Annotated in this window: 14 protein-coding genes; 11 read left to right on the top strand and 3 right to left on the bottom strand. The window is 71.7% G+C overall.

Translation table 11 applies throughout. The annotated features are described in order from the left end of the window. Positions 1-39: 39 nt before the first annotated feature. Both IE271_RS09895 and IE271_RS09890 read right to left on the bottom strand, forming a co-directional pair. Complete coding sequence (locus IE271_RS09895; protein ID WP_308435167.1) at positions 40-2,430, bottom strand: proprotein convertase P-domain-containing protein; 2,391 nt, start codon at positions 2,428-2,430, stop codon at positions 40-42. A 135-nt stretch (positions 2,431-2,565) separates the two neighbouring features. After that, a complete protein-coding gene (locus tag IE271_RS09890) occupies positions 2,566-4,134 on the bottom strand; it encodes a phospholipase A2 (protein ID WP_229919221.1) in 1,569 nt (522 codons plus the stop codon). A 590-nt stretch (positions 4,135-4,724) separates the two neighbouring features. On the opposite strand from IE271_RS09890, the gene IE271_RS09885 reads away from it, so the two are divergent. The 3 genes from IE271_RS09885 (at position 4,725) to IE271_RS09875 (ending at position 8,155) form a co-directional block, all read left to right on the top strand. Beyond that, a complete protein-coding gene (locus tag IE271_RS09885; RefSeq protein WP_190189825.1) occupies positions 4,725-5,480 on the top strand; it encodes an SCO4225 family membrane protein in 756 nt (251 codons plus the stop codon). Positions 5,481-5,573: 93 nt separating this feature from the next. Further along, the gene (locus IE271_RS09880) at positions 5,574-7,355 is read left to right on the top strand and encodes a histidinol-phosphate aminotransferase family protein (RefSeq protein ID WP_190189824.1); all 1,782 of its coding nucleotides are present in this window, start codon (positions 5,574-5,576) and stop codon (positions 7,353-7,355) included. Positions 7,356-7,372: 17 nt separating this feature from the next. Further along, the gene (locus IE271_RS09875; RefSeq protein ID WP_190189874.1) at positions 7,373-8,155 is read left to right on the top strand and encodes a phosphatidate cytidylyltransferase; all 783 of its coding nucleotides are present in this window, start codon (positions 7,373-7,375) and stop codon (positions 8,153-8,155) included. Here the strand turns inward: IE271_RS09875 and IE271_RS41780 are convergent. Continuing rightward, positions 8,040-8,666 (bottom strand): hypothetical protein, encoded by a 627-nt coding sequence (locus tag IE271_RS41780; protein WP_229919220.1) that lies wholly within the window; start codon positions 8,664-8,666, stop codon positions 8,040-8,042. The genes IE271_RS09875 and IE271_RS41780 overlap by 116 nt on opposite strands. Positions 8,667-8,731: 65 nt before the next feature. Between IE271_RS41780 and IE271_RS43570 the strand changes: the two genes are divergently transcribed. The 8 genes from IE271_RS43570 to IE271_RS09835 all read left to right on the top strand — a co-directional run bounded on the left by IE271_RS43570 (position 8,732) and on the right by IE271_RS09835 (position 18,461). Continuing rightward, a complete protein-coding gene (locus tag IE271_RS43570) occupies positions 8,732-8,863 on the top strand; it encodes an ATP-binding protein (RefSeq protein ID WP_308435166.1) in 132 nt (43 codons plus the stop codon). A gap of 203 nt (positions 8,864-9,066) precedes the next feature. Next, positions 9,067-10,446, top strand: coding sequence for a nitrate/nitrite transporter (locus IE271_RS09865; RefSeq protein WP_190189823.1), 1,380 nt, complete (start codon positions 9,067-9,069; stop codon positions 10,444-10,446). Positions 10,447-10,546: 100 nt separating this feature from the next. Then, positions 10,547-11,698, top strand: coding sequence for a uroporphyrinogen-III synthase (locus tag IE271_RS09860; protein WP_190189822.1), 1,152 nt, complete (start codon positions 10,547-10,549; stop codon positions 11,696-11,698). A 224-nt stretch (positions 11,699-11,922) separates the two neighbouring features. Then, on the top strand, positions 11,923-12,504 hold the full coding sequence (locus IE271_RS09855) for a CGNR zinc finger domain-containing protein (RefSeq protein ID WP_190189821.1): 582 nt from the start codon (positions 11,923-11,925) through the stop codon (positions 12,502-12,504). A 227-nt stretch (positions 12,505-12,731) separates the two neighbouring features. Beyond that, a complete protein-coding gene (locus tag IE271_RS09850) occupies positions 12,732-13,268 on the top strand; it encodes a sigma-70 family RNA polymerase sigma factor (protein ID WP_190189873.1) in 537 nt (178 codons plus the stop codon). A gap of 38 nt (positions 13,269-13,306) precedes the next feature. Next, positions 13,307-14,083, top strand: a complete 777-nt coding sequence (locus tag IE271_RS09845; RefSeq protein WP_190189820.1) for an anti-sigma factor family protein — start codon at positions 13,307-13,309, stop codon at positions 14,081-14,083. A gap of 83 nt (positions 14,084-14,166) precedes the next feature. Further along, positions 14,167-16,533 (top strand): HelD family protein, encoded by a 2,367-nt coding sequence (locus tag IE271_RS09840; RefSeq protein ID WP_190189819.1) that lies wholly within the window; start codon positions 14,167-14,169, stop codon positions 16,531-16,533. 494 nt (positions 16,534-17,027) lie between these two features. Next, complete coding sequence (locus IE271_RS09835) at positions 17,028-18,461, top strand: NAD-dependent malic enzyme (protein ID WP_190189818.1); 1,434 nt, start codon at positions 17,028-17,030, stop codon at positions 18,459-18,461. Positions 18,462-18,656: the final 195 nt, after the last annotated feature.

Raw genomic sequence — 18,656 nt, 5'->3', positions numbered from 1 at the left:
CCTGGTGGGATGCCGGGGACCGCGGCGCGCAGGAGTGGCTCAGAACGCCAGGGTCCAGCTGTTGAGGGTGCCCGTGGCCCCTTGGGAGATGTCCTCGACGCGAAGCTTCCAGATGCCGTTCGCAGGGGAGGCGCCGGCGTCGACGGTGTAGATCTGCTGGATGGTTCCGCCGCTCTCCGTCGAGGAGTCGGGCTTCACCGGGTACAGCTTGCCGTTCGGATCGACCAGGTGGATCTCCAGGTCACCGCGCCACTCGTGCGTGGCGTCCACGTACACCCGCAGCTTTTTCGGAGCGGCCCCCGTGAGCCCGCTGACGGTGACCGGCGAGCTCAGGCCGCCGGGGTCGGGCACGCTGTACCTGGTCTGGTTCTCATACGAGGGGAATGCCAGCGACCATCCGTTGAGGGTGCCGGTGGCGCCGTCGGACGCGTCCCGGACCTGGAGCTTCCAGGTGCCGTTCGCAGGGGAGGTGCTGGCGTCGACGGAGTAGGTGGCCTTGATGTCACCGCCGTTCTCCGTCCCGGACGTCGACTTGACGGGGTACGACGTGCCGTCGGGGCCCACCAGGTCGATCTTCACGTCGCCGCGCCACTCGTGGGTGACGTCCACGTATACCTGCAGCGCGGAGGGCGCGTTGCCGGAGAAGCCGGACACGGTGATCTCGGAGGTGACGGTGCCAGGGTCTGGGATGGCGAAGGAACCGGTCTTCGTGAACGGGGTGGGGAACGTCAGCGACCAGTCCTTGAGCGTGCCGGTGGCGCCCGAGGAAGTGTCCTGCGCCTGGAGCGTCCAGGTGCCGTTGGCAGGAGAGGCGCTGGCATCGACCGTATAGGTGGTGTCGATGGTGCCGCCGTTCTCCGTCGGGGACGTCGTCTTCAACGGGTACAGCTTGCCGTTCGGATCGGCCAGGGAGATCTTCAGTTCGCCGCGCCACTCGTGCGTGGCCTCCACGTGCACCTGGAGGTTCTTCGGCGCGTTGCCGGGGATGTTGGCCACCGTGATCGGTGACTGGGCCGTTCCCGGATCGGGGACGGCGTAGTCCGTATTGTTCACGATCACGGAGGGCCTGGGCTTGGCGGTCGGCTCGGGCTCCGGGGCCGGCTGCGTTCCATCCAGTGCCGCGCCGATGTCGATACGCGGGGTGCCGGCGCCGGTGTAGGTAATGGTCTTCCCGGTGGACTCCAGGAGCGACTCGAGCTCCTGGACGCTCTTGGTCGGGAACGCCTCCCGGAGAATCGCGAAGGCACCGGCCACGTGCGGCGCGGCCATGGAGGTGCCGTTCTTCGAGGCGTAGCCATCGCCGGGAACGGAGGAGACGATGCCCGTGCCGGGGGCAAGGACGTCCAGCAGCGTTCCTCGGTTGCCGAACGAGGACAGCTGGTCGTCGTCGGTGGTGGAACCGACCGCGATGGCGGAGGAGATGCAGGCGGGGGCGCTCACCGCGTCGCCGTAGCCGTTGTTCCCGGACGCGACCACGGTGGCGACACCAGAGGTGAACAGGTCGTCGATGGCCAGTTTGCGCGGGTCCGTCTCGCAGGCGGCGGTGTACCGCCCGCTGCCGAGGCTCAGGTTGGCCGCGACGACGGGAGTGCCGGACCGACGGAGCTGCAGCACCTTCTCCAGCGCAGCGATCTGGGCGCTGGTGAAGCTGAGCACGCAGGGTGCGGCACCGGGACCGCAGAAGTCCTCGGAGGTGAACTTGCTGAAGATCTGGATGGCGACGATATCGGCGCCGGGGGCGACACCTCGCGCGGGGGCTCCGGCGATGCCGGTGCCGTTGCCCGCGGCGATACCGGCCACGTGCGTCCCGTGGGAACAGGCGTCGATGGTTGCGCACGCCCCGGTCTCGGAGTCGGCGGTGCCGGGGCCCTCCTCCGCCGCGGTGCCGTCCGGGCAGAGGCTGGTCGCGGAGTACTCGTCGTCGGCCGGCGAGAAGCATGCCTCGGCGATGACCCGATCCTGCAGGAACGGGTGGCCGGTGGCGACGCCGGTGTCTAGGACGGCGATGGCACTGCCCGTACCGGTCATGCCCGCCGCGGCCGCCTTGGTACCGCCGATGAGCGGGACGCTCTGGTCCAGGCTCGGCGGTACCGGTACGTCCTCGGTGACGCTGACCACGCCGGGCTGGGCGGCCAGCTCGTCCAGGCCGCTTCTGCCGACCTTGAGGGTGATCACCGGCAGGGTGTCGAAGGACTGCAGTGTGTCACCGGCCTCCGCCGCGTCGACCAGGTCCGTGCGGCTCTCGGTGACGACGTTGACGCGGACGGTGCCACCGTCAGCGGTCTCGTCGTACAGCGGCGGGTCGACCGGACCGTTCATCGCTCCGGCCGCTGCGGTGCTGCTTGGCGGCGCGGCCGCATGGGCCGGTGCCGCACCGAGGGACGCGGTGATCATTGCTATGACGACCGCGGACCATATCGGTCTCTTCACTTTGACTCCGTCAGAGAAGCGGGCATGCCGATGCCCGAGGGATGGGCGTGAAGCCGGAGGCCGGACGGCGGGGGAAGCCCGCCGTCCGGCCTTCGTGCCTGAGTCGTGTCGCTCGTCAGTGGGTGCGCTCGAGGATCAGGTCGCTTTCGCGCCGTTCTTCGCCCGGCCGAACACCGTCACCGCCGCGTAGTACAGGTTGGCGGTGGAGCGGCAGGGGCTCTTGAAGAAGTAGCCGTTACAGGTCTTGGTGTAGAGCGAGGTCCAGAAGACGCCGTCCACGTTGAGTCCCTTGTTGCGGGATAGGTACTTGTAGTAGCCCTTGTACGAGTTACCGATGGTGCCGTAGCCGTAGTCGTGCTGGTCGCAGGCGGGACGGAAGTCGTAGCCGAGCGGCCTGTCGGGAGCACTGGTGCAGTGGTCGTGGTTGATGCCGCGCACCTTGGTGCCGTTCGGGAGCTTCTTCCACGAGGGGGAGTGCCAGCCGTAGTGCGCGACCTTGGTGGTGCAGCCGGACTTCGTGTAGTACATCCAGCTCGTCGCGGTGCTGCACTTCGACGGGTACGACTGCGGACCCGAGAGGTCGTCGTCGACGAACTCCGAGGCGGCCGGCGGGTCGGTGAGGGTGGAGTCCGGGCTTGGGGCGTCGCCCTCGACCGCGGCGCCCGGGGTCGGCACCGCCTCTCCGGTGGGGGTGGCGCCCGGCAGGGCGGACCCGGCCGGGAAGTCCAGATGCCAACTGCCGTTGGTCGTCGAGGTGACGTCGGACAGCCGGTCGGTGGAGTCGTAGGCGTACGTGGCCTGCGGATCGCCGGACTCGGCCGGGTTGGTGACGATGCGCAGCAGGCCGGACGAGTCGTAGGCGTACCGGGCGAGGGTCTGTGTGGTGGCGCCCTCGGTGACGGTGATCTCCTTGACCTGGCCGGCGTAGTCGCCGGCCGAGGAGGACGTGGCCGTGGTCGCGTTGGCGTAGGTGACCGTGGTGGACGTCTCCGGCTTCTCACCGAAGGCCGGGTTCGTGATCTCGGCGACGCGTCCCCGGGCGTCGTACTCGACGTCGGTGGCGTAGATGTTGCTGCCGACACTGGTGACACGCCAAGTGTCGACGCCAGTGCCGGCCTGCTCCCACTTGTAGGTGGGCTTGAGGTCCGCTGCTGGGATCGGCGCGCCGGACGCGTCGGTGAAGGCGTCGTCACCCTCCGCAGTCGTGGCGAGGTCTACACCGATGACCTCCATGACGGAGGTCTCCAGGGCTCCTTTCGCCTCATTCCATCTGGAGGTCTCGGTGAGCTGCGACCCGTCCGAGGTCGCATACTTTTTCACGCCGCCACCGCTGGGGTAGTCGACGCTGGACCTGAGCTTGTACTGCAGCGTCTCGTTCACTCCGAGGTCGGTCACCAGGATGGTGTTGTCGCGCTGCTCCAGCTTCCGGTTGAGCTGGCCGCCCACGAACTCGGCTTCCCAGCTGGGGCCGAAGACTCCCATGTCGGCACGGGTGTCCGGGGCGTCCTCGGGGGAGGCGACGCCGTCGGCCCCGGCCCTCACCGAGTGCCTGCGGTTGAGGAGGATGCCGGGCACGTCGGTCTCGGTGACCTCGAAGGACCGGGTCTCGGAAAGATACTGGCCGGGGCCGACGTCCTGGGTCGTTCCCTCGGCCAGCGGCTGGTCGATGGTCTCTGCTGCTAGCGCCTGATGTTGCGGAAGCATCAGCGATATGCCGAGCACGACGACAACAGGCAGCGCAGTTCTGCGCACAAGTCCCCCCTGTGAAGATCCTTTGAGTGATCGCGAGGTAACGTAAAGTACTTGTAAGAGCTTCCGCAAGGGTTAGTAAGGGGAGGTGGGGGATCCGATTGGTTGCGGCAGTGAAAACCGTCAAATACGGATAAAGGATGGTAGATCGGGCGCGCCCTCTGTGCGGTGGGTGGTGGGGCGGGAACAATCCGTGATGCGGTTGCCTGCTCCGCCGTTGTCCCCTCATGGGTCCATGGTTCGCAGTCGTGAATCAAATGAAGCGACCGCAGGTAAATGTGGCCCTGATCACTTGCGCGTTGCATGAGTGAGGCGCGGTTCGAGGGTGCCCGGCGGGCGGCCGGCTCCGTCCTGTCGGCAGTCGCTTGCCCATGGTGTCCGCCCCGGTGCGGTGGTCGAGCCCACTCCGCACGGCATGCCACAGGCGGAACTCCGGTACGTCCTGAAACTCCCGTACGGAGCTGAGTACTTGTACTCATGTCTGGGTGTGCTTCCAGGGCCATCGTAGGGAACGCCGATCCCGGACCGACCCGAAGGAACCCGCGATGCCGCACGCCTCCCGCCCGTTCCGCCTCCCGCGTCTGCACCGGCTCCTGAAGCTCGCCACGGGCAACCGGGCCGCCCGGGGTTATCTGGCCGTCCTCGCCGCCTCGGTCTTGGCCGTGTTCCTTTTCCCGGAGGGCGGTCTCGACCTGATCCCCCTGCTGCTCACCGCTCCACTCTCCTTCCTGGCCGTGGTCCTCCCCTTCGGTCCGGGAACCGAGGGCGGCACGGCGGTCGAGGCGCTGGCCGTCGGTTCCTGGGTCGCCTGGCTCCTGGTGTGCGCCCTCGTGAACGCCGCCATGCTCGGCGGCCTCACCAAGGGGTCCGTGACCGCCACGCCGCCCGACGTGCGCGCTTCCCGCCCGCACGTCCCACACCCCTCCTGGCGGGAGGGAGCGGACACGGCGCGTTCCGCGGCTCCCCGCCCGCGGGGGGTTCGGACCTTGCTGGCGCCCGCGGTGGACAACTGGCTCGCGCGCGGATACCTCGCCGTGGTGGTGGCGTCGCTGGGGTTCTTCCTGTACGCCGCCTACTTGTCGCAGGACCCGGGGTTCGCCGGGATCTGGCCGCTCGTCACCACGGCGCCGCTCGGCATCGTCGCCTCCGTACTGGCGGCACCCGTCGACTGGGTTCCCTCGTTCTCCTGGCTGAGCCCGTTGGTCTTCACCACTGGTACCGCCCTGTCCGGACTGCTCAACGCCGTGCTGATCGGTCGGCTCGCACACAGGATCCGGAGGGAACCGCACGCGGCAGCCTGAGGGGCGCAGGACCGGTCGGCCGGATCGTTCGTTCCCGGTGCGGCCGGTCCGTCTCTCCCGCGATGAAGCGCTTCCACGCCAAGAGAGGTATTCATGGGTCACGACCCGCTGCAGTTACGCACCGCCACTCCGGGGGACCTCGAGTGGATCCACGAACTGCGCCACCGGGTGTACGCACAGGAGCTGGGCCAGCATGCGCCGGATCCGGCCGGGCGGCTCCGCGACGGACTGGACGGCGACAACGTCTATCTGGTCGCGGCGCGGGGCAGGGCCCGGGTCGGTTTCGTCAGCCTGACGCCGCCCTGGCTCGGGCAGTACGGGCTGGACAAGTACCTGACCCGTGAGGAGCTGCCGCTGCTGGCCGAGGACGATATGTTCGAGGTGCGTATCCTCACCGTCGAGCCGCGCTGGCGGGGCTCCGCGGCGGCACCACTGCTGATGTACGCGGCGCTGCGCTGGATTGCCGCCCGGGGCGGTCGCCGGGTGGTGGCGATGGGGCGCACCGAGTTGCTCAGCATGTACCTGGCCGCCGGCCTGCGTCCGGTCGGCCGTACCGTCCGTAGCGGCGCGGTGACGTTCGAGGTGCTGACCGGCGACGTGGCCGAACTGACGAAGCTTGCGACGGACCGTTACGCCACCCCGCTGGAACGGCTGCGTTCCACGGTGGACTGGCGGCTGGACGTGCCGTTCGCGCCCAGATCGGACGGCTGCGAGCACGGAGGTGCCTCATTCACCGCCGTCGGCACGGACTTCCGCAATCTGCACCGGCGTCACGAGGTGGTCGCGGCCGACGTGCTGGACGCCTGGTTCCCGCCGGCCCCGGGGGTACGGGCCGTGCTCACGGAGGATCCGGGCTGGGCCGCGCGGACCTCACCGCCGGCCGGTGCCGAGGGCCTGCTGGCGGAGATCGCCGCGGCCCGGACGCTGCCGGCGGAGACACTCGCGGTCGGCGCCGGCTCGTCCGACCTGATCTTCAGAGCGTTCGGCCGGTGGTTGACCCCGCGGAGCAGGGTGCTGCTGATGGATCCCGGCTACGGCGAGTACGCCCATGTCACGGAGAGGGTGATCGGATGCAGGACGGACCGATTCCGGTTGAGCCGTGAGGATGGCTGGCGGATCGATCCGGACCGGCTGGCCGCCGCCGTCGGCTCCGGCCGCTACGACCTCGTGGTGGTGGTCAACCCGAACAACCCGACCGGACGCCATCTGCCGGCCGTGCGGCTGCGCGCGCTGATCGCCGCCGCGCCGGCCTGCACCCGCTGGTGGATCGACGAGGCGTACCTGGGCTACGTCGACCCGGACGAATCGCTCGCCGGCCTCGCCGTGACGGACCCGCGTGTGGTGGTGTGCACCTCACTGTCCAAGATGTACGCGCTCTCCGGCATGCGGGCCGCGTATCTGGTGGCCGAGCCGACCACCGCGGCGCAGCTGCGCCGATGGACGCCGCCCTGGCCGGTCAGCCTTCCGGCGCAGCTGGCCGCGGTGGCAGCCCTGCGCGATCCGGCGTACTACGGTGACCGCTGGCTCCGCACCCACGCGCTGCGCCGGCAGCTGGCCGCCGGCCTGGCCGGGGCGGACGAGTACGTGGCGGTCGAGGAGGCCGTGGCGAATTTCCTGACCGTGACCCTGCCGTCCGGCGGACCGAGTGCCGCCCAACTGGTGGACGCGTGCCGCCGCCACGACGTGTACCTGCGCGACCTGTCACCGTTGTCGCCGCAGTACGAGGGGCGCACCGTACGCATCGCGGTCAAGGACACCGCAGGGAACGCACGCGTCGTGGCCGCCTTCCGGGCCGCCCTGGACGAGCTGAGGCCAGGACCGGCCCCGCTTGTCGCGACGCCCCGGTCCGTTGCGGCTGCCGGACCCGTCCGGTGATCACTGCGACGTCGCTGATGCCCTACCTCGGCGGGGCACTGGCGCTGGGCGGCGTCGCGGTGGCGGCATCCCGGCGCCGCGAGTTGATGGTCCGGTGGTGCGCCTGGGCGGTCGGGGTACCACTGGTCACCGGTGCGTTCTGGCTGGGCCGACCGGGAGCCGCGGCCGTCGCCGGCGCGGCTGGAGTGATCGCCTCGCTGGAGTTCGGCGGGCTGATGCGGCTGGGACGGACGGACCGGGTGGTGCTGGCCGCGGCGGTGACAGGCGTGGTGCTGGCCGCCTGGCTGGCGCCCGGACAGGTGCTCCGGGCGGCCGCAGCCGGAGCGCTCGCGGTGGCCGCGGTGCCGCTCCTGGCCGGCGACACCGATTACGGTCTGCACCGGCTCGGCGCCGGGCTGCTCGGGTTGTCCTGGCTCGGGGTGCTGGCCGCGCTCGTGCCGCTCGGCGCGAGCGCGCTTGCGCTGTTCGTCGCGGTCTCGATCGCCGACATCGTGGCGTACTTCGTCGGCCGGAGGATCGGCGGACCCCGGCTTTCGCCCCTGTCACCGGCCAAGAGGTGGAGCGGAACCCTGGCCGGGGCCGCGGCCGGCCTCGGCGTGCTCGCCCTGCTGTCCGCACTGAGCTGGCCGACGGCGGTGGCGGTGGCAGTGGGCGGTCCGGTCGGGGACCTCCTCGAATCCATGGTCAAAAGAGGTGCGCAGGCCAAGGACGCCGGCCGCTGGCTGCCCGGCTCCGGTGGTCTGCTGGACCGGATCGATTCGCTGCTCGTCGCGCTGGCCGTCCTGCTCGTCCTGCGCTGATCCTCACCGGGCGGCGGCGAGGGGGACCGTAGGCACCGCAACGGCGAGCCCCCTTCCACCGTCCGCGCGGAGCCCGGCTCAGCCGCGCGCCGGGGCCGGCGGAACGACGGCGTACGCGAGAAAGTTCGCCCAGACGGGGGAGCGACGGCGAGTCGGGAGCCGTCGGCGTTCTTCGGGTCGCGTATGCGGACGGCGTCGGGGTGGCGGCTGCCTCAAGGCAGTGCGGCTTTGGCGCTGTAGGCCGACTTCTGCCAGGCGAGTTCGGGCACTGCGGCTCCTCAGAGGTCTCGGGCATGCGGCGGACGAGGTCCCGGGACTGCGCGTCGGGCGGGGCTCGGGATTCCATCCGGTCCGGTACACGGCGGTAGCGATCCGGTCGTGCTTCGGCGTCGAGGAACTCACAGCCGTGGTCGGTGTCCAGGGCCACGGTGCCGAGCGGAGGAATCGGCCCGTGCGCGTAGGCGACGGGCTGCCCCGAGGAGGGAAAGCCCGTCTGCCCGAAGGGGATCACCAGGACGGTGGCCTTGTCCAGCTCGCTGCTCGTGGAGTCGCCACGGTGCTCGTGAAGTCGCCGATGTGGTGAAGCTGCTGGTGTCCGAGCTGGTCACCAACGCCTACCGCCATACGAGAGGGCTCGCCTCACTGCGGCTGACCGCACCGGCGGGCGGCCGGTACGGCAGAAATGTCACGGAGAGTGTCAGCCGGTGACAGGGAAACGTCTAGCCCGACTCCATTTAGGCTAACCGGAGTCGGGCTGAGCGGACGCCGAGCCGTCCCGACCTCTCACCCCGCCCCCGCCCGCCGTGAGAGCAACGTTCCACCGCGGTCACCCGCAGCCACAGCGCGGAAACGCGCCCTCCCTACCTTCAGGATCACCACCCGGTGATACGTGGAGCACGTGGAGGCGTGAGATGACAGCCCCGAGCAGCAGCACCGCATCGCGCAAGGGGGGCCGCTGGATCGAGCAGTGGGACCCGGAGGACGAGGCCTTCTGGAAGGAGAAGGGCGAGAGGATCGCCAACCGGAACCTCCTCTTCTCCGTCCTCTCCGAGCACATCGGGTTCTCGGTCTGGACGCTGTGGTCCGTGCTCGTCCTCTTCATGGGGCCGGAGTACGGGCTCACCCCCGCCGACAAGTTCCTGCTCACCTCGATGGTGACCCTCGTCGGCGCCGTCGTGCGGGTGCCCTACACCTTCGCCGTCGCGCTCTTCGGCGGGCGGAACTGGACGATCGTCTCCGCCGGTCTGCTGCTCGTCCCGACCGTCGCCGCCTTCACGGTGATGGAGCCGGGCACCTCCTTCTCGACCTTCCTGATCGTCGGCGTCCTCGCGGGCATCGGCGGCGGCAACTTCGCCTCCTCCATGACCAACATCAACGCCTTCTTCCCGCTGCGCAGGAAGGGGTGGGCCCTCGGGCTCAACGCCGGCGGCGGCAACATCGGCGTCCCGGTCATCCAGCTGATCGCGCTCGCGATCATCGGGGCGAGCGGCGGGCCGCGCGTGCTGCTCGGGATCTACATCCCGTTCATCCTCCTCGCCGCCGTCCTCGCCGCGCTCTTCATGGACAACCTCGCGTCCGTGAAGAACGACACCGGCGCCGCCCGGGACGCCGCCCGCGAGGGGCACACCTGGATCATGTCCTTCCTCTACGTCGGGACGTTCGGGTCGTTCATCGGCTACAGCTTCGCCTTCGGGATGGTGCTGCAGAACCAGTTCGGGCGGACCCCGCTGCAGGCCGCGTACCTGACCTTCATCGGGCCGCTGCTCGGGTCCCTGATCCGGCCCGTGGGCGGGTGGCTCGCCGACCGGTACGGCGGCGCCCGCATCACCCTCTACAACTACGTCGGCATGGCCGCCGCCACCGCCCTGCTCATCGTCGCCGGCATGCAGGACTCGCTGCCCGTCTTCGTCGCCGTCTTCGTCGTGCTGTTCGTCCTCAGCGGGCTCGGCAACGGCTCCACCTACAAGATGATCCCCGGGATCTTCCAGGCGAAGGCGCAGGCGAAGGGGTTGCGCGGAGAGGAGGCCGCTGCGTACGGGCGGCGGCTGTCCGGGGCCTCCATGGGGCTCATCGGGGCCGTCGGCGCGCTCGGCGGCGTCGGCATCAACCTCGCCTTCCGGCAGTCCTTCCTCTCCTACGGTTCCGGCACCGGCGCCTTCGTGGCCTTCCTCGCCTTCTACGCCGCCTGTTTCGCGGTGACCTGGGCCGTATACCTTCGCCGCCCGATCGGCGGGAAGGCCGCCGCACCCGCTCCGGGTACGAAGTCGCAGCTCAGCTACGCGGAGGTGTGACGTAACACGGGCGACATAGAGTCGAACCGGGCCTGTCACGCGCCGTTGACAGGCTCGTCCGACTGCCGACGCACTCCTCTCTAGCCGCGGGACGACCCTCATGTACGACGAACTGCAGCGAACGGACCACGGGCCCCTCGCGGGCTTCACCGTCGGAGTGACGGCGGCCCGGCGCGCCGACGAGCTCGGGGCCCTGCTGCGCCGGCGCGGGGCCGCGGTCGTGCACGCGCCCGCCCTGCGCATCGTGCCCCTCGCCGACGACGGCGAACTGCTGGACGCCACCAAGGAGCTGATCGACCGGGCCCCGGACGTCGTGGTCGCCACCACCGCCATCGGCTTCCGCGGCTGGGTCGAGGCCGCCGAGGGGTGGGGGCTGGGCGAGGCCCTGCTCGACCGGCTGCGCGGCGTCGAGCTGCTCGCCCGCGGCCCCAAGGTCAAGGGCGCCATCCGGGCCGCGGGGCTCACCGAGGAGTGGTCCCCGTCGTCGGAGTCCATGGCCGAGGTGCTCGACCGGCTGCTCGGCGAGGGCGTCGACGGGCGGCGCGTCGCCGTCCAGCTGCACGGCGAGCCGCTGCCCGGCTTCGTGGAGTCGCTGCGGGCCGCGGGCGCCGAGGTCGTCGGCGTGCCCGTGTACCGGTGGATGCCGCCGGAGGACCTCGGGCCCGTGGACCGGCTGCTCGACGCCACCGTCTCCCGCGGCCTGGACGCGCTGACCTTCACCAGCGCCCCCGCCGCCGCGTCCCTGATCGGCCGGGCCGAGGACCGCGGACTGCTGCCCGAGCTGCTCGCCGCCCTCCACCACGACGTGCTGCCCGCCTGCGTCGGGCCGGTCACCGCGCTGCCGCTGCAGGCCCGCGGCGTCGACACCGTGCAGCCCGAGCGCTTCCGGCTGGGCCCGCTGGTCCAGCTGCTGTGCCAGGAGCTGCCCTCCCGCGCCCGTACGCTGCCCGTCGCCGGCCACCGGGTGGAGATCCGCGGGCACGCGGTGCTGGTCGACGGCGCGCTGCGGCCCGTACCGCCCGCCGGGATGGCGCTGCTGCGCGCGCTGGCCCGCCGCCCGGGGTGGGTGGTCTCCCGGGCCGACCTGCTGCGGGCGCTGCCCGGCGCGGGCCGCGACGAGCACGCGGTGGAGACGGCGATGGCCCGGCTGCGCACGGCGCTCGGCGAGTCCAGGCTGATCCAGACGGTCGTCAAGCGCGGCTACCGGCTCGCCCTCGACCCGGCGGCCGACTCCAAGTACGGCGACGCCTGACCGGACACGGCCGCCACCGGCCGGCTCCGCTCGCTCCGGTACGGCGCTGTCCCTCGTGCCGACGGCCCACCGCCGTCGGCGGTACGAGGACTTCCGGTCGCGCCCCGGGAAAGGCACTGTAGGAGGACGGACCTCCGCCGTCCCCCCCGGCGGCCCGGACCTCCTGCGGCCCGGGTCCCCGCGTGGTCCGTCCTGCCGGTACCCCCCGAGGCGGTGACAGGCACATGGCATCCGGTGCGGCCACGCCCGCGTACGAGCTGCGGTTCGACTCCGGGCGGATCTGCCTGGACCTGGTGGCGACCACGCACCCCGGGGAGCGGCTCGACTCGGCGGACCGGCTGCGGGCGTGGATCGCGGGGGCCGGGCTCGTGCCGGCGGGCACGTCGCTGGCCGCGGTGGACGCGGGCTGGCTGCCGCCGTTCCGCGAGTTGCGCTCCTGCGTGGGGGAGCTGGTGCGCGGCGGGCCCGTCCCCGCCGACGGCGCGCTGACCCGGGTCAACGACCTCGCCCGCCCCGCGCCGCCCGCGCCCCGCGCCGTCCGCGCCGCCGACGGCACCCTCGTCCGCGTCCTGTACGCCCCGCCCGGCCGGGCCGAGCTGCTCGCCGCGGTCGCCCGGGACGCCGTGGACCTGCTCACCGACCCCGCCGCCCGGGCCCGGCTGCGCCAGTGCGAGGGCGACGACTGCCCCATCGTGTACCTCGACACCTCGCGCGGCCGGCGCCGCCGCTGGTGCTCCAGCGAGGTGTGCGGCAACCGGGAGCGGGTCGCCCGCCACCGCCGCCGCGCCGCCCTCGCCCGCGCGTGAACCGGACCACGGCGCGGCCACCGCAGGGGACATGACGACCCATCAGCATCACTTGCATCGCAAAACATCACCCGCCCCGGAAGTTTTGAGGCCGCTTTGAACAGCGGGCCCGCCGCGTGCGTATCCGACGGTGAGCGACCGACTGGGGGAACCCCCGGACACCGGAGGTAGGCGTGCGCAAGGATTCCGCCGTGGCTGACGAACGAAGGCGCAGGGCCCGACATCGCATGACACCCTCCTCGCCGGCTTCGTCGACCGAACCGGACGAGGAACTGATGCGCGCGCTCTACCGCGAACACGCCGGTCCGTTGCTCGCCTACGTCCTGCGGCTGGTCGCCGGAGACCGCCAGCGCGCCGAGGACGTCGTGCAGGAGACGCTCATCAGGGCCTGGAAGAACGCCGGTCAGCTCAACCGCGCGACCGGCTCGGTACGCCCCTGGCTGGTGACGGTCGCCCGGCGCATCGTCATCGACGGTCACCGCAGCCGGCAGGCCCGGCCGCAGGAGGTCGACCCGTCGCCGCTGGAGGTCATCCCCGCGGAGGACGAGATCGACAAGGCGCTGTGGCTGATGACACTGTCGGACGCACTGGACGACCTGACCCCGGCCCACCGGGAGGTACTGGTCGAGACGTACTTCAAGGGGCGTACGGTCAACGAGGCCGCCGCGACGCTGGGCATACCCAGCGGCACGGTGCGCTCCAGGGTGTTCTACGCCCTGCGTTCGATGAAGCTCGCACTGGAGGAGCGGGGGGTGACGGCATGAGCATTTACGGGGGATTCGGAGCGGGTAGTCCTGGATCCATGCAGGGATCGCAGGGCCCGAACGACATGCACGAGACCGTCGGCGCCTACGCCCTCGGCATCCTGGACGACGCCGAGGCCACCGCTTTCGAGGCGCACCTCGCCACGTGCGAGTGGTGCGCGCGGCAACTGGACGAGCTGGCCGGCATGGAACCGATGCTGGCGGCGCTCGCCGACATGCAGACCTCCCAGGGGTCCCAGGGCAGCCCGGCCGTCGCGGAGTCGCTGTCCGCCAAGCCGAGCCCGCGCCTGGCGGAACGGCTGGTCGACGAGGTCGCCGAGCGGCGCGCGAGGAAGCGGCGGCGGGGCATGTACCTGGTCGCGGCCGCGGCGGCGCTGATCATCGGCGGGCCGCTGACGGTCGTGGCGGCCTCCGGCGGCGAGACCGAGGACGTCGCGCGGCCGGGCCCGGCGGCCTCCTCCGCGAGCCTCCTGGCGGACATGGGCGAGAAGGTGTCGGCCACCGACCCGACCACCAAGGTCAGCGCCACGGTCGGCATGACCGGGAAAGCCTGGGGCACCGACGCCCTGCTGGAGCTGAGGAACGTCACGGGACCCGAGAAGTGCTCCCTGGTCGCCGTCGGCAAGAACGGCGAGCGCGAGACCGTCAGCTCCTGGTCCGTGCCGAAGTGGGGCTACGGCATCCCGGGCAGCACCCACGAGAAGGCCAGGGACCCGCTGTACGTGCAGGGCGGCGCGGCCTTCGACCGCGACGACATCGACCGCTTCGAGGTCGTGACGTTCGACGGCGACGTGCTCGTGGAGGTGGACGCGTGAGCCGCCCGGCGGCGCACGCGTAGCACCGCCGGGCCCCCTTCGCGTACGGTTGACGGCTGCCATGCACGTCAGAAGGGGGCCAGGTGGCCGCTCAGCAAGCCGCGATCGACTCGGTCGGGGACTCCGTACGCGACCGGGAGATCGGCGTCGAACAGGAACACCTGGACCGGGTGTACCGGCGCCTCGAGGAGAAGATCCACGAGGCCGAGTTCCTCATGAACGACGCGGCCAAGCGCGGCCAGGTCGGCACGCCCGGCGCGCTCGCCGAGCGCGACGCCCAGGTCTTCCGGGCCGGGATCCACCTCAACCGGTTGAACAACGAGTTCGAGGACTTCCTCTTCGGCCGCATCGACCTGCTGCTCGGCAAGGACGGCAAGAAGGGCCCGGACGGCGCGTACACCGCGGTCGAGCCGGCCGAGGGCGCCGTCCGCGACGACAACACCGCCGACATCGCCGAGACGCTGCACATCGGCCGCATCGGCGTCCTCGACGCGGACTACGCGCCGCTGGTCATCGACTGGCGGGCGCCCGCCGCCGCGCCCTTCTACCGCTCCACGCCCGTCGACCCGGGCCGGGTGGTGCGCCGCCGCGTCATCCGCTCCAAGGGCCGCAGGGTGCTCGGCGTCGAGGACGACCTGATGCGCCCCGAGCTGCGGGCGAGCCTGGACGGGCAGGAGCTGGCGGTGGTCGGCGACGGCGCCCTGATGGCCGCGCTCGGCCGGGCCCGCAGCCACTCCATGCGCGACATCGTCGCCTCCATCCAGGCCGAGCAGGACCTGGTGATCCGGGCTCCCGCCGCCTCCGTGACCTACGTCGAGGGCGGCCCCGGCACCGGCAAGACGGCCGTCGCCCTGCACCGGGCGGCGTACCTGCTCTACCAGGACCGCCGCCGGTACGCGGGCGGCATCCTGGTCGTCTCGCCGACGCCGCTGCTCGTGGCGTACACCGAGGGCGTCCTGCCCTCCCTCGGCGAGGAGGGCCAGGTCGCGATCCGCGCGGTCGGCTCGCTCGTCGACGGCGCCGAGGCCACCCTGTACGACTCCCCGGCCGTGGCCCGGATCAAGGGCTCGTACCGGATGCTGAAGGTGCTGCGGAAGGCGGCGCGCGGGGCGCTGGAGACCCCGGCCGCCCCCGCCCCGGCCGCCCCCGCGCAGGGGCAGCTCGCCCTCGGCGAGGACGACGACGCCCCCGCCGCGGCCGCCGGTACGCCCACCCGGCTGCGCATCGTGGCCTTCGGGCGGCGTCTTGAGCTGGAGGCCGAGGAGCTGGACCGCGTCCGGCGCACCGCGCTCGGCGGCACCGCGCCGGTGAACCTGCTGCGCCCGCGCGCCCGCAAGCTGCTCCTGGACGCCCTGTGGGAGCGGTCCGGCGCGGGAACCCGGCACACGGACCCGGAGCTGGCCGCCGAGCTGCGCTCCTCCTTCGACGAGGACGTCACCGGCGAGGACTCCTTCACCGCCTTCCTCGACGCCTGGTGGCCCGAGCTGACCCCGCGCGGGGTGCTCGCCGCCATGGCCGACGAGAAGCGGCTGGGCCGCTGGGCGCGCCGGGTCCTCAACCCCGGCGAGGTGCGCCGCGTGGCCAAGTCGCTGAGGCGCGACGGGCTGTCCGTGCACGACGTGGCGCTGCTCGACGAGCTGCAGGCGGTCCTGGGCACCCCGGCCCGCCCCCGCCGCAGGCGCGAGCTCGACCCGCTGGACCAGCTCACGGGTCTGGAGGAGCTGATGCCCGTGCGCGAGGAGTCGCAGCGCGAGCGGGCCGAGCGGCTGGCGCAGGAGCGCACCGAGTACGCGCACGTCATCGTCGACGAGGCGCAGGACCTGACGCCCATGCAGTGGCGCATGATCGGCCGCCGCGGCCGGCACGCGACGTGGACGGTCGTCGGCGACCCCGCCCAGTCGTCCTGGTCCGACCCGGACGAGGCGGCCGAGGCCCGCGACGAGGCCCTCGGCACCCGCCCGCGCCGCCGCTTCACGCTCACCGTGAACTACCGCAACCCCTCCGAGATCGCCGAGCTGGCCGCCCGGGTGCTGGCGCTGGCGATGCCGGGCTCCGAGGCGCCGTCGGCCGTCCGCTCCACGGGCGTGCGGCCGCGGTTCGCCGTCGTCGGCGAGTCGCTGGGCCGCACGGTCCGCGAGGAGGCGGCGCACCTTCTGGACCAGGTGGACGGCACGGTGGGCGTCGTGGTCGCCATGAACCGCCGCGAGGAGGCGGCCCGCTGGCTGGCGGGCCTGGGCGACCGCGTGGTGGCGCTCGGCAGCCTGGAGGCCAAGGGCCTGGAGTACGACGCCACGGTCGTGGTCTCGCCCGCGGAGATCGCCGACGAGTCGCCGGCCGGCCTGCGCGTGCTGTACGTGGCGCTGACCCGGGCCACCAGGCAGCTGACGGTCGTCTCGGCGGACCGCGACGAGCCCGACGCGGACGGGGTGCCCGACCTGCTGCGGGACTGACCGGGCCGCCCCCGGAAGAGGCGACCCCGCCTCTTCCGGGGGCGGCCCGCGCGGTTCCGGCCGGGGGCGGAGCGGGTGACCGCGGGGCGAACTTCCGGGACGGGAATTGCCTTACGGGGATCGTTTGTTACCTTGGATGTGGCACCGGCCCGATCCAAGCCCCCGGGCCCAACCTTCGTCGCTACGAGCGACCACTTGCCGCGAGGCGAGCATGGCGGGTCGGTGTCACTGAACGTTCGAAGAGGTCCACGTCACCGTGACGTGGACCTCTTTCGTCTGTCCGGCCATTGCCCTTCTTTCTCGTATCGCGGAAACTTCTTTCCGATAGTGTCGCCCGGGCGTCCGTAATACCACGGATACCGGCGAACAAAACGTTCGCAACCCGGGGCGGCTAACACGTACTCCGCGGTAGGTGCGACGATCGGACGACGCCTGTGGCGCACACGCGCTCCGGGCGTGACAGCGACACACGGTGAAAGCAGAGGAAGTCGGCCATGGCAACGGCGCCCAGCGTCTCCTACTCGATGACGGTCCGGCTGGAGGTACCCGCGAGCGGAACGGCGGTCTCCCAGCTCACCACGGCCGTGGAGTCCTCCGGAGGCTCGGTCACCGGCCTCGACGTCACGGCCTCCGGCCACGAGAAGCTCCGCATCGACGTCACCATCGCCGCCACCTCGACCTCGCACGCGGACGAGATCGTGGAGAAGCTGCGCGGCATCGAGGGCGTCACGCTGGGCAAGGTCTCCGACCGTACGTTCCTGATGCACCTCGGCGGCAAGATCGAAATGGCGTCCAAGCACCCCATCCGCAACCGTGACGACCTGTCCATGGTCTACACGCCGGGTGTGGCCCGGGTGTGCATGGCGATCGCGGAGAACCCCGAGGACGCCCGCCGCCTGACCATCAAGCGCAACTCCGTGGCGGTCGTCACCGACGGCTCGGCCGTGCTGGGCCTCGGCAACATCGGCCCCAAGGCCGCGCTGCCGGTGATGGAGGGCAAGGCGGCCCTGTTCAAGCGGTTCGCCGGCATCGACGCCTGGCCGATCTGCCTGGACACCCAGGACACCGACGCCATCGTGGAGATCGTCAAGGCCATCGCGCCGGGCTTCGCGGGCATCAACCTGGAGGACATCTCCGCGCCTCGCTGCTTCGAGATCGAGGCCCGGCTGCGCGAGGCCCTGGACATCCCCGTCTTCCACGACGACCAGCACGGCACCGCCATCGTCGTGCTCGCGGCGCTGACCAACGCGCTGCGCGTGGCGGGCAAGGACATGGGCGACATCCGCGTGGTGATGTCCGGCGCGGGCGCGGCCGGCACCGCGATCCTGAAGCTGCTGCTGGCGGCGGGGGTGAAGAACGCCGTGGTGGCCGACATCCACGGCGTGGTGCACGCCGGGCGCGAGGACCTGGTGGACGCCGACGGCGACTCGCCGCTGCGCTGGATCGCGGACAACACCAACCCCGAGGGTCTGACCGGCACCCTGAAGGAGGCCGTGCGCGGCGCGGACGTGTTCATCGGCGTCTCCGCCCCCAACGTCCTCGACGGCGACGACGTGGCCGCGATGGCCGAGGACGCGATCGTGTTCGCGCTGGCCAACCCCGACCCCGAGGTCGACCCGGCCGTCGCCCGCCAGACGGCCGCGGTGGTGGCCACCGGCCGCTCGGACTTCCCCAACCAGATCAACAACGTGCTGGTCTTCCCGGGCGTCTTCCGCGGCCTGCTGGACGCCCAGTCGCGCACCGTCAACACCGAGATGATGCTCGCCGCCGCGGCCGCCCTGGCCGACGTGGTGAGCGAGGACGAGCTGAACCCGAACTACATCATCCCCAGCGTCTTCAACGACAAGGTCGCGGGCGCCGTCGCCGGCGCCGTGCGCGACGCGGCGAAGGCCGCCGGGGCGACGGTGGCGGGCGCGGCCTCGTCCTGAGGCCCTGAACTGCACGGCTGTGACGGGCACCACGCCCGCCGCCGGTCCGGCGCGTCGCGGAATCCGCGCTTCCCGCCACCCTCTAGGGTGGCGGCCGGGCGCGGGTCGCGCGCACCTGCGGACCGCTGCCGGAGGCGGACGGAGCGTCACCGTTTCCGGTCGGTGGCGCTTTTCGTGTGACTCTCATGGGTGCCG

It is taken from the genome of Streptomyces minutiscleroticus (genome assembly GCF_014650875.1).
Taxonomy (GTDB): domain Bacteria; phylum Actinomycetota; class Actinomycetes; order Streptomycetales; family Streptomycetaceae; genus Streptomyces; species Streptomyces minutiscleroticus.
Note: the sequence above shows the minus strand (reverse complement) of the source record. Positions and strands in the feature narration are given on the sequence as shown.

Excerpts from the sequence above, each read along its gene's own strand:
- IE271_RS09885 (WP_190189825.1), top strand. The coding sequence starts at position 4,725 with ATGCCGCACGCCTCCCGCCCGTTCCGCCTCCCGCGTCTGCACCGGCTC.
- IE271_RS09890 (WP_229919221.1), bottom strand. The coding sequence starts at position 4,134 with ATGCTTCCGCAACATCAGGCGCTAGCAGCAGAGACCATCGACCAGCCG.
- IE271_RS09850 (WP_190189873.1), top strand. The coding sequence starts at position 12,732 with ATGACACCCTCCTCGCCGGCTTCGTCGACCGAACCGGACGAGGAACTG.
- IE271_RS09860 (WP_190189822.1), top strand. The coding sequence starts at position 10,547 with ATGTACGACGAACTGCAGCGAACGGACCACGGGCCCCTCGCGGGCTTC.
- IE271_RS09880 (WP_190189824.1), top strand. The coding sequence starts at position 5,574 with ATGGGTCACGACCCGCTGCAGTTACGCACCGCCACTCCGGGGGACCTC.
- IE271_RS09865 (WP_190189823.1), top strand. The coding sequence starts at position 9,067 with ATGACAGCCCCGAGCAGCAGCACCGCATCGCGCAAGGGGGGCCGCTGG.
- IE271_RS09845 (WP_190189820.1), top strand. The coding sequence starts at position 13,307 with ATGCAGGGATCGCAGGGCCCGAACGACATGCACGAGACCGTCGGCGCC.
- IE271_RS09855 (WP_190189821.1), top strand. The coding sequence starts at position 11,923 with ATGGCATCCGGTGCGGCCACGCCCGCGTACGAGCTGCGGTTCGACTCC.
- IE271_RS09835 (WP_190189818.1), top strand. The coding sequence starts at position 17,028 with ATGGCAACGGCGCCCAGCGTCTCCTACTCGATGACGGTCCGGCTGGAG.
- IE271_RS09875 (WP_190189874.1), top strand. The coding sequence starts at position 7,373 with ATGCCCTACCTCGGCGGGGCACTGGCGCTGGGCGGCGTCGCGGTGGCG.